This window comes from Lysinibacillus parviboronicapiens, assembly GCF_003049575.1.
In the GTDB taxonomy this organism is placed as follows: domain Bacteria; phylum Bacillota; class Bacilli; order Bacillales_A; family Planococcaceae; genus Lysinibacillus; species Lysinibacillus parviboronicapiens.
The window spans coordinates 103,121-117,327 of record NZ_PYWI01000009.1 but is presented as its reverse complement, the minus strand read 5'-3'; the positions used below and the strand labels follow the sequence as shown (position 1 = coordinate 117,327).

General features: G+C 36.6%; 13 protein-coding genes and 1 pseudogene. 12 read left to right on the top strand and 2 right to left on the bottom strand.

Going from position 1 to position 14,207, the window contains the following annotated elements; genetic code table 11:
* Nucleotides 1-346 precede the first annotated feature (346 nt).
* From C9J35_RS10110 to C9J35_RS10090, 6 genes are all read left to right on the top strand, one after another.
* Nucleotides 347-1,840, top strand: coding sequence for a serine hydrolase domain-containing protein (locus C9J35_RS10110; RefSeq protein WP_107924401.1), 1,494 nt, complete (start codon nt 347-349; stop codon nt 1,838-1,840).
* 401 nt (nt 1,841-2,241) lie between these two features.
* On the top strand, nt 2,242-2,790 hold the full coding sequence (locus C9J35_RS10105; protein ID WP_054768406.1) for a hypothetical protein: 549 nt from the start codon (nt 2,242-2,244) through the stop codon (nt 2,788-2,790).
* Nucleotides 2,791-3,767: 977 nt separating this feature from the next.
* Nucleotides 3,768-4,109, top strand: a complete 342-nt coding sequence (locus C9J35_RS24155; RefSeq protein ID WP_235616264.1) for a GNAT family N-acetyltransferase — start codon at nt 3,768-3,770, stop codon at nt 4,107-4,109.
* Nucleotides 4,110-4,121: 12 nt separating this feature from the next.
* Nucleotides 4,122-4,601: a nucleoside 2-deoxyribosyltransferase gene (locus C9J35_RS24150; protein ID WP_054768395.1), complete on the top strand. Its 480-nt coding sequence runs from the start codon at nt 4,122-4,124 to the stop codon at nt 4,599-4,601.
* A gap of 12 nt (nt 4,602-4,613) precedes the next feature.
* Nucleotides 4,614-4,931, top strand: coding sequence for a YbjQ family protein (locus tag C9J35_RS10095; RefSeq protein ID WP_054768396.1), 318 nt, complete (start codon nt 4,614-4,616; stop codon nt 4,929-4,931).
* Between the two features lie 224 nt (nt 4,932-5,155).
* Nucleotides 5,156-6,133 (top strand): helix-turn-helix transcriptional regulator, encoded by a 978-nt coding sequence (locus C9J35_RS10090; RefSeq protein WP_054768397.1) that lies wholly within the window; start codon nt 5,156-5,158, stop codon nt 6,131-6,133.
* 44 nt (nt 6,134-6,177) lie between these two features.
* Here the strand turns inward: C9J35_RS10090 and C9J35_RS10085 are convergent, their stop codons facing one another.
* Nucleotides 6,178-6,606: a DUF5301 domain-containing protein gene (locus C9J35_RS10085; RefSeq protein WP_107924400.1), complete on the bottom strand. Its 429-nt coding sequence runs from the start codon at nt 6,604-6,606 to the stop codon at nt 6,178-6,180.
* Between the two features lie 93 nt (nt 6,607-6,699).
* Here C9J35_RS10085 and C9J35_RS10080 point away from each other — a divergent pair, with 93 nt between their 5' ends.
* The 4 genes and pseudogenes from C9J35_RS10080 to C9J35_RS10065 all read left to right on the top strand — a co-directional run bounded on the left by C9J35_RS10080 (nt 6,700) and on the right by C9J35_RS10065 (nt 10,535).
* Nucleotides 6,700-8,388: an AAA family ATPase gene (locus C9J35_RS10080; protein WP_107924399.1), complete on the top strand. Its 1,689-nt coding sequence runs from the start codon at nt 6,700-6,702 to the stop codon at nt 8,386-8,388.
* Nucleotides 8,389-8,827: 439 nt separating this feature from the next.
* A complete protein-coding gene (locus C9J35_RS10075; protein WP_107924398.1) occupies nt 8,828-9,340 on the top strand; it encodes a TetR/AcrR family transcriptional regulator in 513 nt (170 codons plus the stop codon).
* Between the two features lie 103 nt (nt 9,341-9,443).
* Nucleotides 9,444-9,867 (top strand): annotated as a pseudogene (locus tag C9J35_RS24710) (DUF3995 domain-containing protein).
* A 56-nt stretch (nt 9,868-9,923) separates the two neighbouring features.
* The gene (locus C9J35_RS10065; RefSeq protein WP_054768398.1) at nt 9,924-10,535 is read left to right on the top strand and encodes a histidine phosphatase family protein; all 612 of its coding nucleotides are present in this window, start codon (nt 9,924-9,926) and stop codon (nt 10,533-10,535) included.
* Between the two features lie 169 nt (nt 10,536-10,704).
* On the opposite strand, the gene C9J35_RS24135 is transcribed toward C9J35_RS10065, so the two are convergent.
* Nucleotides 10,705-11,199: a hypothetical protein gene (locus tag C9J35_RS24135; RefSeq protein WP_235616262.1), complete on the bottom strand. Its 495-nt coding sequence runs from the start codon at nt 11,197-11,199 to the stop codon at nt 10,705-10,707.
* Between the two features lie 393 nt (nt 11,200-11,592).
* Between C9J35_RS24135 and C9J35_RS10055 the strand changes: the two genes are divergently transcribed.
* Nucleotides 11,593-12,426: a D-alanyl-D-alanine carboxypeptidase family protein gene (locus C9J35_RS10055; RefSeq protein WP_107924397.1), complete on the top strand. Its 834-nt coding sequence runs from the start codon at nt 11,593-11,595 to the stop codon at nt 12,424-12,426.
* Between the two features lie 488 nt (nt 12,427-12,914).
* Entirely contained in the window at nt 12,915-14,183 is a 1,269-nt protein-coding gene (locus C9J35_RS10045; protein WP_235616261.1) for a polysaccharide deacetylase family protein, read from the top strand.
* The last annotated feature ends 24 nt before the right edge of the window (nt 14,184-14,207 follow it).

The following is a 14,207-nucleotide window of genomic DNA, read 5'->3' as shown; positions in this document are numbered from 1 at the left end:
TATAACAAGTCGCTCATGAATGAGCGGCTTTTTGCCGTTTAGGACACTATGTATGGGTTTCGTTAGTAAAATGCGAGTGAGTTCTTGTCTGTTTGTGTTTTACTGTAAAAAAGCTCCGAGGATGTTTAAAAATGGCTTTTATTCTTTTAAACATGATTTTAAATTCAATTGTTGATACCCATTAAATACTGATCAATGTTATGTTACAAAAATGTCATATTGTATCGTTTTTGGTCATGTAAAACGATGGTTTCAGCAAGATTTGCTTGTTATATTTAACGATGTTATGAGTTATGTCACTAGCAGGACTTAGGCAAAATATGTAAAACCAAAGGAGATACTAAAAATGAAACCATCATTAAAAATGTACATATGTATAATTGCTATGATTTTTGCACTTAATGGATTAATGCCACAAATAGCAAAAGCAGACGCTACAGAAAAAATTCAAAAGATTGAACATTTCGTTGAAGCGCAAAGAGCAATAAGTAAAATTCCAGGGTTATCGTTAGTTATTGTAGAGAAGGGAGAGACGGTCTATCAAAAAGGCTTCGGATATGCTAATGTTGAGGATAAAATACCTGTAACTGCTCAAACATTATTTGAAATAGGCTCCACGACGAAAGCATTTACAGGGCTAGCAATTCTGCAATTGGAAAAGGAAGGCTTGTTAGAACGAACTGACGATGTCCGAAAGTATATCCCCTGGTTAGAGCTAACTTATAATGGACAAGTGCAGACGGTTACTATAAATCAGTTACTTTATCATACGAGTGGGATAGCATCTAACACCATAGTTCATATCCCTGAAAGTGAAGCGGATAACGCCATAGAATTGACTGTGAAAACATTACTAAATCAACACTTAAATCGTATACCTGGCAGTTCATTTGAATACGCAACAATTAATTACGATGTATTGGGTCTTGTTATCGAGAAAATAACAAAACAGCCCTATGAAATGTATATAAAACAGCAGATTCTTGAGCCAGTCAATATGAATGATACATTTGTTGGGCTTCAACAAGTTCATTCAGCTGAGCTAGCAACTGGTTATAAAATAGGATTGATGCGAGAACAAAAGTACAGCCCACCCATTTATCGGGGAAATGTCCCGGCTGGGTATATTGTCAGCAATACGAATGATATCGCAAAATGGTTGAACTTACAGTTAGGAATCAGCCAGATTTACCCTATCGGAAAAAAAATCATTCAAGCATCACATATTCCCGATCAATCCGTAGAGCCATTCGATAAAGATACATACTATGCAAGTGGTTGGGGAGTTATGGAAAAAGACGAAAAACAATATATACTCCATGCAGGGGAAAATCCGACATTTACCTCGTATTTCATCATGCAACCTGATGAACAATTAGGAGTAGCCATCTTGTCCAATATGAACACGAGCTATACAACAGCTATAGGACAGGGCGTAATGGATTTATGGGAAGGAAAAAATGTTAACAATAATCATGCCGATAACTATCAAAAGTTGGATAAAATTGTGACCATCGTCTGTATGACACTATTCGTTCTGGGTGCATTTTTCAGCATTTTTTCGCTACTAATTGTGAGGAAGTTATATCGAAAACAACGCATGAGAGTATCTTTCAACACAAAGAGGATATTGCTACTCTTCATACATTCGGTGATAGTAGCTGCCATTTTGACACTGATGATACTGTTCCCCAAAATTTTACTTGAGGGATTACCTTGGGGATTTATTAAAGTATGGGGACCATCTTCCATCTCGGTATTATTTTATAGTGTCATAGTGACAAGTGTTATGTATTATCTGTTTGGCTTATTGCTTATTGTTACTAAAAAAAAGATTTAAAGATGAAATAGAACAGCGTAGCATATGTTTATAAGTCACTCATTCAAAAATAATGAGTGACTTGCCTTTTTCTATTGCACATAATTTTTATAAATTGTTATCAAGTTTTCAAGCATCCTAGAAAAAAGGTGTGAGTACCCTCAAAATCACCACATAACAATACAATTAAAGACATATAAATAAAGGTAGTGAAAATATAGGCGTTGTTAAACATTACCAACATCTAAATCTATCATTTACTAAAGACAATTAAATGAAGTAAATTCTTAAGGAAATCTTAAGGTACTAGAAAGGGAAAAATTAAGAATTAAATTGTATGCTAGAAATAATAGAAAATACGAAACCAAATGAAGAGCTAATACGTATTGGTAATAGCTGAGAATATTGAAGTAGGTGAAAATATGGCATATACCATTTACATAGTGTTAACAAAAACAGGCACATTATTGTCTAAAGCTATTGGCATGTATACGGGAAAAGAGATGAATCATGCATCTGTTGCATTTGATGATGGCCTTTTTGAAATGTATAGCTTTGGGCGAAGACAACTAAATAACCCATTAAGCGGTGGATTTTTACGCGAGGATGCAGAATCAGGGCTATTCGAAGCTGCTGACTGTGTTATTTATCGCTGTAAGGTATCGCATTATCAGTATTTAGAAATGATGAAAATCGTCCAATATATGTATTGGAATCGAGATCGATATAAATACAATTTTATCGGGTTATTTGGTGTTATGGTGCAAAAGGAAGTACGAAGAGAACGTGCCTATTTTTGCTCGCAATTTGTGGCAATGCTTTTAAAAGCTGGGGGCTTAAAGGTGTATCAAAATCCAGCGTTAATGACCCCTCACTGCATCGCACAATTGCCTTATTTAGAGCAAGTGTTTGTTGGCAAGCTTGCAGACTATTTACAAGGTGTACGTGAACCAGCTATGTTGTATGGTTAATGAAAACCTTCCAAAACTTATACGGTCTATTTTCTTCTATTGCTAACAATAGCGCCTCAGCGCAATTATCAAAATCTTGGACATCAAGAGAGTCATTAATTTAACACTCTTTGATTTCTCAAGTGTGTGCCACTGACGTGGTTGGCAATGTAGCACTTTGTTTTCTGTGCACAGCATACCCTAGTAGTGTGCTGTATTTAGCCTATGTTGCTCTGACTTACGCATGCTGTTTAGCACAGATGAATGAAGATAAACTTTTAGTGTTACTTAAAGCGATTATTTACATAATAAAGCGGTATGCTTGTTTCATTAATAGAAGGAAGACATTGCATTTGAATCGCGGACTTTTCTAAATGACGTTTGGGACCAAGCACTCCGATTTAAGAGCAAAAGTAAATTAACGAACAGGCCTCCGCAGAGAAGCTATTGGAGAAAGTGTAGCTCTGTTGATAGATTCCTCTTTTCTGGTCCTACTATTGCAAACTGGCTATAGATTATCTCGCTTTCTATTGGGTAAGAACTTTGGACATGGCCTTTAAAAATTATTCCAGAGGGTTAATGGCATGGGTGCCTGGAGATAGAAAACATTGGAAAGGGATGAAGCTTTCGACGTGGTCGTTTTTTGGGACTAGATCCAATACAGTTAGACTTCAATCATTGAACATCGTCTAAAATTGTTAGTGCGAGGAAAGTACTCCCAGTCAATGATGGCTATATTCACTATGATAATCCTCGGGACTTTCACCACTTACCGCATTACTTACGCGCTAATAATGTGCCACTTTTCTTTGGGAGTCGTGTTGCGCCATATAGCCCTAGCTCACCCACCACGAAGCTCACCCTTTTTGTTATAATGAAGAATTATATAGATGGGGGAGGATAAAAATGCATTTCGTGACAATCGAGGGTGTACCATATACTTTGCTGAACCAATTGCAAAAAATTCATGCACTAGTATTTGATGATGCAAATCTGCCATGGAAAAACTTGAAAGTAAAGATGGTCTCATTTGTATATTTGCTATAGAGAACGAGGAAGTATTAGGTTTTAAAATAGGGTATACACATCCTGATGGTGTTTTTTATAGCTGGTTAGGTGGTGTTCATGAAAAAAAACGAGGGCAAGGAATTGCAAGTCAGTTAATGAAACAGCAGCATGAACATATACAGGCACTTGGCTTTAACAAAGTACGTACATATGGTAGAAATGAGCGAAAAGCTATGCTAATGACAAATATTAAGCATGATTTTGACATCGTTTCTACATTTGTCGACGACAAGGGTCGACATAAAATAATTTTCGAAAAAACATTGGTGTAAGGAGTTAATAACATGAAGGCTTATTTAGCAAATGGCTTATTTTCTTTAGGAGATCGTATAGTCAACGAACAGCTAGCGGCAGCGATAAGACAGGCTGTAGCAGGCATTGAGTTATACGTACCACAGGAGAATGATGCCATAAATGATAAAACAGCATATGCAGATAGTTTGGCGATTGCAGAGGCGGATTTAGCGATGCTGCAAAGTAGTGATGTATTAGTTGCAGTACTAGACGGTGTAGAAATAGATTCAGGGGTAGCAGCTGAAATTGGTGCTTTTTCTATGCTTAATCGTCCAATTATTGGTGTATTTACGGATGTTCGTCAGCAAGGGCGAGAAAATATGATGAAAATTGAAGCACTAGTTCGAGATGGCACCGAAAACCAGTTTGTCTACCGTAATTTATTTGTAATAGGCTTGATTAAGCGCAATGGTACGATTGCTTCTTCTATTGAAGATGCTGTTAAAGCAATTCGTAAATTGAACTTATAGGGGGAATCGCGTATGTTAATGTCTACAACGGATGTAATTATTGGCAAAGACATTGATGAAACACTAGGTTTAGTGAAGGGCAACTCAGTGCAATCTAGAAACTTGGGTCGTGATATGATGGCAGGGCTCCGTAATATTGTAGGTGGAGAGGTAAAGGAGTATGCAGAAATGCTCGCTCGCTCCCGAGAAATTGCTAGCGCGGCAATGGTAGAAGAAGCCAAACGATTAGGAGCCAATGCCATTGTCGGTGTAAGATTTTCCACATCGTCTGTCATGGATGGTACTTCCGAAGTATTAGCATACGGTACAGCTGTAAAATTAAAGAGCTAACTTATTCTTTTAGGCTTCAGTCAAATTGATTGAAGTCTTTTTTTGTAGTAATATTGTTATTTATGACAAAAAAGTGGTATGTTCAGTCTGTTTCATGATGTATTGTTGTGAAATTAGTATAGTACCAATTATACCAAAAATATAGGAATTTCATAGTTAAAAGGACTAATGATGTCCATCTCGTTTTGTATAATAAGAGTAACTATGGAGAAAGAGTGGGATATATGGTGGATTCACAACAAAATAAGGGCTATCGTGTCATTTCAATGTTTGACAGACTGATGGATGGTCAAGGAATAAACAAAAAGCAAGAAGCATTTACACATAATGTTGGTGAAAAAACCATACAACGTGATTTAGATCAAATCAGAGCGTATATTGAACAAGCTAAATTAGATTGCCATTTAGCATATGTGCGGACAGAAAATGTATACAAGTTAACGAATACTGGAAAGAAAATATTGTCGAAAGAGCAAGTGTTAGCGATTGTTAAAATATTAATCGAATCGAGAGCATTACTAAAAACGGAAATGAGTGACATTATAGATAAACTTATTTCGATTGTAGCTGCAGATAAACAGGAGTTTATTCATAATATTATTTTAAATGAAAAACACTTGTACGTGGATTTAAATCATAAAAAGTCCTTATTACATTTAATTTGGGCTATTTCAGAGGCGATTCAAAAGAAGAAGTTGATTAAAATTGACTATTTGCGAGAAGGCGAGTCAATTCCTGCTGAAAAAATCTTGAAGCCCCTTGGCGTTATTTTCTCGGAATATTATTTTTATCTAATTGCTTATGATAGTAAGCATGAGAAGGATTTGCCGATTGTATACCGCATTGATTGTATTCAACATTTCCTCGAACTTGACAAGAAATTCCAAATACCCTATTCTGAGCGTTTCCAGGAAGGCGAGTTTCGCAAACGCATTCAGTTCATGCATGCTGGTGAGCTTATGCATATGAAATTTATATTTAAAGGTGTATCACCACAAGCAGTATTAGATCGATTACCTACGGCTAAAATGTTGTCACATAAAGAAGGACAATGCTTATTTGAAGCAGAAGTTTTTGGACGTGGTATTAAAATGTGGTTACTGAGCCAAGGTGCGAATATAGAGGTGTTAGAGCCACTTGAATTAAGAGAAGAAATGATTGGCATCATTCAATCTATGCAACAAAACTATCGTTATATATAAAAGATGAACCCGTGTATTTGGTACACGGGTTTCACTGTCTATTGTCAAAACAATGCTTCGATAAATGTCAAATCTATGTCTTCTAATAGCTTGTAATCCTTCATATAGTTTTCTTCATATAAAAAAATATATAAATGCTTTGCATCATCAAGGCGCATGCCAATTGCTCGTTCGTCATTAACATGTAATGTTAGCCAATAAGCCTCTTCAAAGTCAGAGTTGGAAAAACGTACTTTTCTGAGTGGTTGGTCATTAAAATGTTGCATAATTTGATTAATCATAGCTGTATCAGTTATATTAATCGTTTTTTCGTCGGAGGCTCGAATGATTTCAATTTCTTCAATTTGTTTTATATCGAGTTGTTCCAATACTTCCTTATCAAAAGTTGAATCTCTCGTTAGTAGCATTGTTGCTACATAGAGAATAATAAGGGTTAGTAGGGTGACGAAAAGTATTTTGTATCTTTTTTTCATGTTGATCTCCTTAAATTCTAAAAATTCGCTCTTATGTATGCTGTTCCACGCTATAATTGAGCATATACTGAAATGATAAAGGAAGGCAATTAAATGACACATAATTATGAAGAAAAAGAATTTTTTTATGCAAATGGAATCGTCATGTATCGCGGTGGCGTCAAGAAAAATGATTTCGGCCATGACATTTATGATGGCAAGGGGACAATTTTTGATCAAGAGGGTGACTTATTATTTGAGGGTGAATTCGTCAATCATATGAAGCAGGGTAACGGCATTATGTATTTAAAGGGTCAAATGATCTATCAGGGTGAATTTATTCAAAATAAAAAACAAGGTAATGGCATTTTATATAAGGATGGCAAGATATTTTACGAGGGTCAATTTCGTAATGATTTAATGGATGGTTATGGCACTTTATATTATGAAGAAGACGTCATTGCCCCATTTAAAGAGCTACGTATGCAAAATTTACAGCTACATCAACCACAATATGAAGGCGATTTTGTGCACGGCATGAAAAAGGGCAAGGGCACACAATATTACCCAAGCGGTTTTCTGCAGTACAAAGGGGATTTTATGTGGAACGATATGCAAGGAGCTGGAAGGCTTTATTATGCCCCGGAAAAGCCAACTGCGGAGGAGCTGGCAACGGGTATTACTAAATTACAGTATGAAGGGTATTTTTTTGAGGACCTAAAACACGGTAAAGGAAAAGTCTATTCACGGCAAGGTGTGCTTGAAGCAGAAGGGCAATTTAAAGAGGATGCGATGACAGGTAAAGGTACACTCTATTATGCAAATGGGCAGGCTAAGTATATTGGTGAGTTGGTAAATGGAGACAAGCATGGACGCGGCGATTTTTACAATGAAGAAGGTAAGATTATTTACAGCGGTGAATTTATTGACGGTGAACGTTTGCGAATTACGCCTGAAGTCGAACGGGAGATTGAAAAGCTACAGGCGCAGTTAGATGGGTTAGTGGGACTCCTGAATGCTAAAAAAGAATTACATAATCTCATCAATCTTATTAAAATTCAAAGTTTACGTGTGGACCATGGTTTAACAAGTTTCCCTATTACCTACTATCTTGTATTTTCAGGTAACCCAGGGACAGGGAAAACGACAGTAGCTCGTATAATTGGCCAAATCTATAAGCATCTGGGCGTACTTTCAAGTGGACATTTTGTAGAAACAGACCGAGCTGGCCTAGTAGCAGGGTATGTTGGCCAAACTGCGTTGAAAGTACAAGAAGTCGTGAAAAAAGCGACTGGTGGCGTACTTTTTATAGACGAGGCCTATTCGCTGATTAATGATAAACAAGATGCATTTGGCAAAGAGGCTATTGATAGCTTGTTAAAGGCAATGGAGGATTTACGCGATGATTTAGTCATCATTGTGGCAGGGTATACAGAGCTAATGGAGCAGTTTTTACAAGCCAATCCAGGCTTTAAATCGCGCTTTAATCATTTTGTACAATTTGATAATTTTAGTACAGACGAGTTATATGACATTTTTGCTATGCTATGTCAGCAAAATGATTACCGATATGGAGAACCTTTTGCTGATCATATGAGAACACAGTTACATCAAATCCCAGTTGCAACCATTACAAATTTCTCAAATGGCCGTTATATACGAAACTTATTCGAGAAGTTGGTGACCATCCAATCCAATCGTTTAATCTTGCAGCAGCATATTACAAGACAAGAGCTGATGGAGTTTACTGAAATAGATATGATTCAAGCTATAGCAGAAAAACTTTTCGATCGTACATTTTAAAGAAGATGAAGCTGACTACTTTTTAAAATCTAGTTAAGCTAAAGACAAAGACCTCAAGGCACTAGGTTGGTCTTTGTCATCATCATATAAGCAAGTTACTTTTCGTATAGTATATAGATGATTTTATACGGTAAAGGAGAGAATGATGAAAAAACAAACCACTTTACTTTTGCTACTTGCTTGTATTTTACCAACATTTTTGCACATAAATATTTCTGTAAGCAACAATATTCATATTAATAAAGGAAACAAAGCTTAAGAATGCTCAACAATATTAAGCAACTATTAGCCCCTTGCCGTTTAGTCAGTATACGGAGCAGGGGCTTTACTTTTAAATCAATGTTTGTTGCAACAATGATAAAGTTGTATTGACAAAATTTACAATAAGGCGTAATCTGATGAAAACATACGATGCCGTATCTTAATAGGGAGATGGGTTATGCAATTAACGAGAGAAGACTGGGTAAAGGCAGGTTTACAGCAATTAGCTGAAGCAGGTATACATAAAGTTCGCATTGAAACCCTTGCGCGTTCACTGAAAATAAGCAAAGGGAGCTTTTATCACTATTTTCGTGATCATCAAGAACTATTAGAATCGATGATTGATTATTGGGAAATGCATGCAACGATGCGCATCATTCATAGTATGGAGCAAGAGGATGCTTCATTAGAACAGCTTTTACGAATAAGTTTTAGTAGTGATAAAAAAGTTGAAATTGGAATTTATGACTGGGCAAAGTATGACACACTTGTGGCAGCTCGTTTAGTAGATATTGAGGAGCAAAGAATACATTGTGTGGCAAAATTATATCAAAAAAAGGGCATAGCCGCGCCACAAGCTATCGTTCGAGCGAGACTTGCTTATTTAACATATGTAGGGTGGATGACGAGGTTTGAAGCTAATCCTAATTTTGATATAGAAATAATGCTTGAGCTATTAGTAAATAGTTAATAAAGAATGTCCCTAACAGTTCTAAATGCTGTAGGGACAAAATAAATATCTCGACATACGGTAGCGTATGTTGTTAAAACCAAATGGTATTGGAGGCAGACTAATGAAAATGATTTTGACGTTATCAGCTGTAAGTGTGCTATGTCTTATTAGTATGTTACATGTATATTGGGCTTGTGGGGGGCGTTGGGGCTCTATAGTTGCTGTACCCGTAAAGGAAGGGGGGGATGGACCTACTTTTGTTCCAAGCAAAACGGGGACATTATTGTTGGCAGTACTTATTGTAATAGCTGCTATGCTAATACTTATGCAGGGAGGTATATTTACAAAGTTTTCAAGCAAACATCATTTCTAAAATTGGCTGCATAGTATGTACTTTTGTTTTCTTTATTCGAGCGATTGGTGATTTTAAATACGTAGGGTTTTTTAAAAAAATAACACATTCTCAGTTTGCTAGAAACGATACATGGTTTTATAGCCCATTGTGTTTGTTCTTTGGCGTAGTCTATATGTTCGTACTGTTGTGATTTTTACTGTACAGTTCGATTATACGAATAGGCGACTTGCACAGGAGGAATTTTGCATGAATCAAATTATTTACTTACTTCGCCATGGAGAAACTGAATTTAATACACAAGGGCGATATCAAGGTGTACTTGATTCTTCTTTAACAGATGTTGGAATAGATCAAGTTCGACAAAATGCAAATGTATTGAAAAGTCTCATCGGAAATCCGCATGAATGGAAAGTTGTTTCAAGTCCACTAGGGAGAGCGCTAAAAAGCACAGAAATTATTTGTGATGCCATTGGATATGATGTGAACAAGGTAGAACAGGATAATCGATTAACTGAAGTGGATGTAGGTCATTGGGCAGGCTTAACAACTAGAGAAATTGAAAAATCTTGGCCTAGCCTTTTTAAAAATTCAGACGTCTATAATTGGTATTTTAATGCGCCAAATGGCGAAAGTTATGACGCTGTTGTGAACAGACTAACTCATTGGCTCGAAAGCATTCAACAGGAACAAAATATAATTGCTGTTTCTCATGGTCTGACAGGGCGGATTTTACGTGGCATTTACGCTGGGCTAGAAAAGGAAAATGCACTTAAGTTAGAAGTAGCTCAAGATGTGTTCTTCAAATTATCCAATAAAACGATCCATAGGATTTCTATAGACTTCGATGATTTTTATTAAGTTAGGATGAATTCTTTTATAAAATTAGCGTATGCGCTGTGTAGTAGATGAGGGTTTCAGATGCCTACCTTTGATGGAAGTTATTTCGTTACAACTTATACATAGGTATGTTTTTGTAGATAGACAGTATTAAAAGGGTACTTCCATAAAGGAAGAGCCCCCTTAAAATTTAGCAAAGATTTCTACGAATAGCGTCAATTTTTTGACAGTCTACAATCAGTGGTTTATAAGTTTCATCTGTTTCAAGAAAGTGTGCACAGCAATTTTTCGGATCTAAGCTTATAAAAGTAATTGCACAGAAACTAACACCACTTGATAAGAATATATCTACTAAAGTTCCGGGCTCTAATTTTCTTAATTGATCACAAATGCAATTTTTGCAATTATTGTCAAATTGATGATCGCCTTTGTCATCCTCATGGTTGAAGCATACGTCGTCTTTAGATCGTTCTATTTCAATTTCGCGACTGCGACATTTGTGATCTTCATGATAGAATTTATCTTTTTTATAATCGTGATTTTTGTCCACCTTGCATTTGTGGATATCAATTTTATAATCCCATTGGTCTTCTACATAATCCGATGGGTCATCAATTATATTGTATTTGTAGGCTTTATAACATCGTCCATTATTCCAACTCATTACGTATCGTTTCTCTTCCATTTCCAACTTCCCTTCTTGATTAAAAATGTAAAGCTGCAAGTGCCTTACATCTGTAATCTATGTTTTGAAATTGCTGTGTGATTGGTAATACGTCCATTAACCAGAAGTTTATAAATACCCTGTTAGAACATAAAAATCGTTTTGGATATTTAAAGTGCCATAAATGCTATTACATTGGAAATATAAAGGGTATGGGGAGCTAGACTTTCACCTATTGACTAAATAATTTGAGGATAAACGAGGAAAGGAGCAACGAACGCCCTTTAGTTGTGTCCTTCATTGAAACAAAGAATTATGTCTACATAATGCAAGCCCTGAAGTATTTCTTTATAATTTGCCTACAGGAATATTCAGATTTGTCCCCTATTATAATTAGAATAGGGGGCGTTTTTTATGAAGAAATTCATTTTACTTTGTTGTATATGTGCTGCAGTATTCTATTTTTATGCCAATAAGCCAGCGGAGCAAGCTGTCATTGAGCTACCTTCGTTACATAGTAAAAATGCTTTATTACTGAACGAAAAAGCTGAAGTGTTATACGAAAAAAATGCAGATGCCATTATTTATCCAGCTTCGCTAACGAAGATAATGACGGCAATCGTAGCTATTGAGGCAAGTGATAATGTACACATGCAAACTATGGTTACACCTCAAACAATAACGAAGTTTACCGCACAAAATGCTTCTATGGCTGGCTTTAAGGCAGGAGATTTAGTGACGATAGAAGATTTATTATACGGAACATTGCTGGCCTCTGGAGCTGATGCCACAGCTACGCTTGCGAATGCGATCGCAGGAAGCGAGGAGGCGTTTGTTACACGAATGAATGATAAAGCTCGTGAACTAGGCTTAGATGATACCCATTTTGTGAATGCGAGTGGGCTACATGATGCTGCACATGTATCAAGTGTTCGTGATCTTAGTAAGCTATTTCGTTATGCTATTAAAAATCCATATTTTTATGAAGTGTTGACTACAAAAAGTTATACAACCTACGCACCAAATAAGCTTACAATAGCCAATACACTTTATAGTAAGATGACAGGTGTTGCAGATGCCATTGTAGGTGGCAAAACAGGGTATACGCCTGAAGCAGGGCTTTGCTTAGCCTCTGTTATTGAAAAAAATGGTGAATTATTTATATTTGTCACTACGAATGCTACTGGTCATGTGCAGACAACACCACTTCATGTTGCAGATGCACTTGCTGCATATGCTGCGCTTTAGGAAAAAAATTAAAAAAATAGTAAACTTTTTTTATGCTTTGCATCGTCTTATTAACAAGTGCATAGTAAAAGCATCTGATAGACTTGGCCTCAACTTGGGAAAGCCTTATGTCGGTATTGATATTGGCGCTTATCTGGATGCCACTAAGAGTGCTAGCACTGTATTCTTACTAGGATACATTCGACTAATTTGTGCGTGGGGAGGAGCTGGTGGTATATATAGTTTCGTATTAATGATAAAAGGGTAGAGATGGCTAAAGAGGTATTCAGTGGGGAGCACATGTCCGTTTTTCCTATATTACGTCAAGCAGTATGTCGCTAATACGAACTATCAAAAAATATTAATTATACACTTTTCAACACTAAATCTAGTTGATTTATACTATTTTCTAGAACAATCTATTCTTCTATAATAAGAATCGGGTTGTATGTTTTCACAATATTTTACACAGGAAAATGACAGCAATGATTGTAAAAAGGCGGTGTAGAATGATGAAAAGATTTTTGCCATTTGCTATATTTATGACATTTTTGTTAAGTGTCGTGGTTGTAGGTCATGCCTCTGCAAACGCTGAACGTCCATCCGTTATCCAGCAGGTTACAAAGGATGCGACGGTTTATGGAGAAGCTTCTATGGAAAGCGCCACAATGGGGCATGTTACACAAGGAAGTTTTGTAAAAACTACACCATTTAATGAGCAATGGACACATATTCAAACGCAACAGCTGGAAGGATATGTGGCAACGACTACATTAACAACTGTTAGGCCCGACAAGTTAATAGTGGCAAAAAAGGGTGGCACGACTTTATTTACATATCCAAGTCCTAGTGCACAAAAGACAGGTCAACTATATGAAAACAGTACCATTAATGTATATGGAACAGCACCCGGTGGTTGGTCTTTTGTCCAATATGGACATGAAACAGGGTATGTCGCCACAAACACCTTAAAGAAAGCCACTATAACTAAGAAAAGGGTAAATGCTGTTAACGGTGCAGTGTTACATGTGACGGCTAGTCCAAGTGGTGAGGTTATAGGTACGATTGCTAATCAAACAATTGTACAGCACTATGCTACATTTGCCGGTTGGGCATATGTGGAAGCGGACGAACAACAAGGCTACATAAAAGCATCTGAGATGGCAGATCTGAAGATTCTTGATAACAAAGTATATAATAAAGGCGTTACCGTAGCAAAAGGTGCAAAAAAACGGGTGGCATTAACATTTGATGATGGACCTGATGTAAAAGTAACTCCTCAAATTTTAGCGATTTTAAAGAAATATGATGTTAAAGCAACTTTCTTTATGGTTGGTAAAAATGTTTCGAGAAATCCTGCAACCGTAGAAAAAGTCTATGAGTCAGGACATGAAATCGGTAACCATACTTGGAATCATCCAAAGCTAACGACTTTAACGAAAGTAAATGTTAAACAAGAGGTTGACCGTACGAGCAATGCCATTTATGCTGCCATTGGGCAGTATCCAACAGTTTTCCGACCACCATATGGGGCGACGAGCGAACAGGTGCGTTCTGTTATGACAATGCCTTCTATTTTATGGTCAGTGGATACACTAGACTGGAAGCACCGTAACGCAGACAAAATATTAGCCTACGTCAAAGCATCTGTGAAAGATGGAAGTATCATTTTAATGCATGATATCCACCAATCAACAGCAAATGGTCTTGAGAATGTCATTCTTTATTTACAACAGCAAGGCTATGAACTTGTAACTGTTAGTGAAATATTACAATAATCAAATACTATTAAGTCTAGGCTA

What these genes read in the sequence shown, in the direction of transcription:
- C9J35_RS10105 (WP_054768406.1), top strand. Translation starts at nt 2,242, where the DNA reads ATGGCATATACCATTTACATAGTGTTAACAAAAACAGGCACATTATTG.
- C9J35_RS10075 (WP_107924398.1), top strand. Translation starts at nt 8,828, where the DNA reads ATGCAATTAACGAGAGAAGACTGGGTAAAGGCAGGTTTACAGCAATTA.
- C9J35_RS10080 (WP_107924399.1), top strand. Translation starts at nt 6,700, where the DNA reads ATGACACATAATTATGAAGAAAAAGAATTTTTTTATGCAAATGGAATC.
- C9J35_RS24150 (WP_054768395.1), top strand. Translation starts at nt 4,122, where the DNA reads ATGAAGGCTTATTTAGCAAATGGCTTATTTTCTTTAGGAGATCGTATA.
- C9J35_RS10045 (WP_235616261.1), top strand. Translation starts at nt 12,915, where the DNA reads ATGATGAAAAGATTTTTGCCATTTGCTATATTTATGACATTTTTGTTA.
- C9J35_RS10055 (WP_107924397.1), top strand. Translation starts at nt 11,593, where the DNA reads ATGAAGAAATTCATTTTACTTTGTTGTATATGTGCTGCAGTATTCTAT.
- C9J35_RS24135 (WP_235616262.1), bottom strand. Translation starts at nt 11,199, where the DNA reads ATGGAAGAGAAACGATACGTAATGAGTTGGAATAATGGACGATGTTAT.
- C9J35_RS24155 (WP_235616264.1), top strand. Translation starts at nt 3,768, where the DNA reads ATGGAAAAACTTGAAAGTAAAGATGGTCTCATTTGTATATTTGCTATA.
- C9J35_RS10085 (WP_107924400.1), bottom strand. Translation starts at nt 6,606, where the DNA reads ATGAAAAAAAGATACAAAATACTTTTCGTCACCCTACTAACCCTTATT.
- C9J35_RS10065 (WP_054768398.1), top strand. Translation starts at nt 9,924, where the DNA reads ATGAATCAAATTATTTACTTACTTCGCCATGGAGAAACTGAATTTAAT.
- C9J35_RS10095 (WP_054768396.1), top strand. Translation starts at nt 4,614, where the DNA reads ATGTTAATGTCTACAACGGATGTAATTATTGGCAAAGACATTGATGAA.
- C9J35_RS10110 (WP_107924401.1), top strand. Translation starts at nt 347, where the DNA reads ATGAAACCATCATTAAAAATGTACATATGTATAATTGCTATGATTTTT.
- C9J35_RS10090 (WP_054768397.1), top strand. Translation starts at nt 5,156, where the DNA reads ATGGTGGATTCACAACAAAATAAGGGCTATCGTGTCATTTCAATGTTT.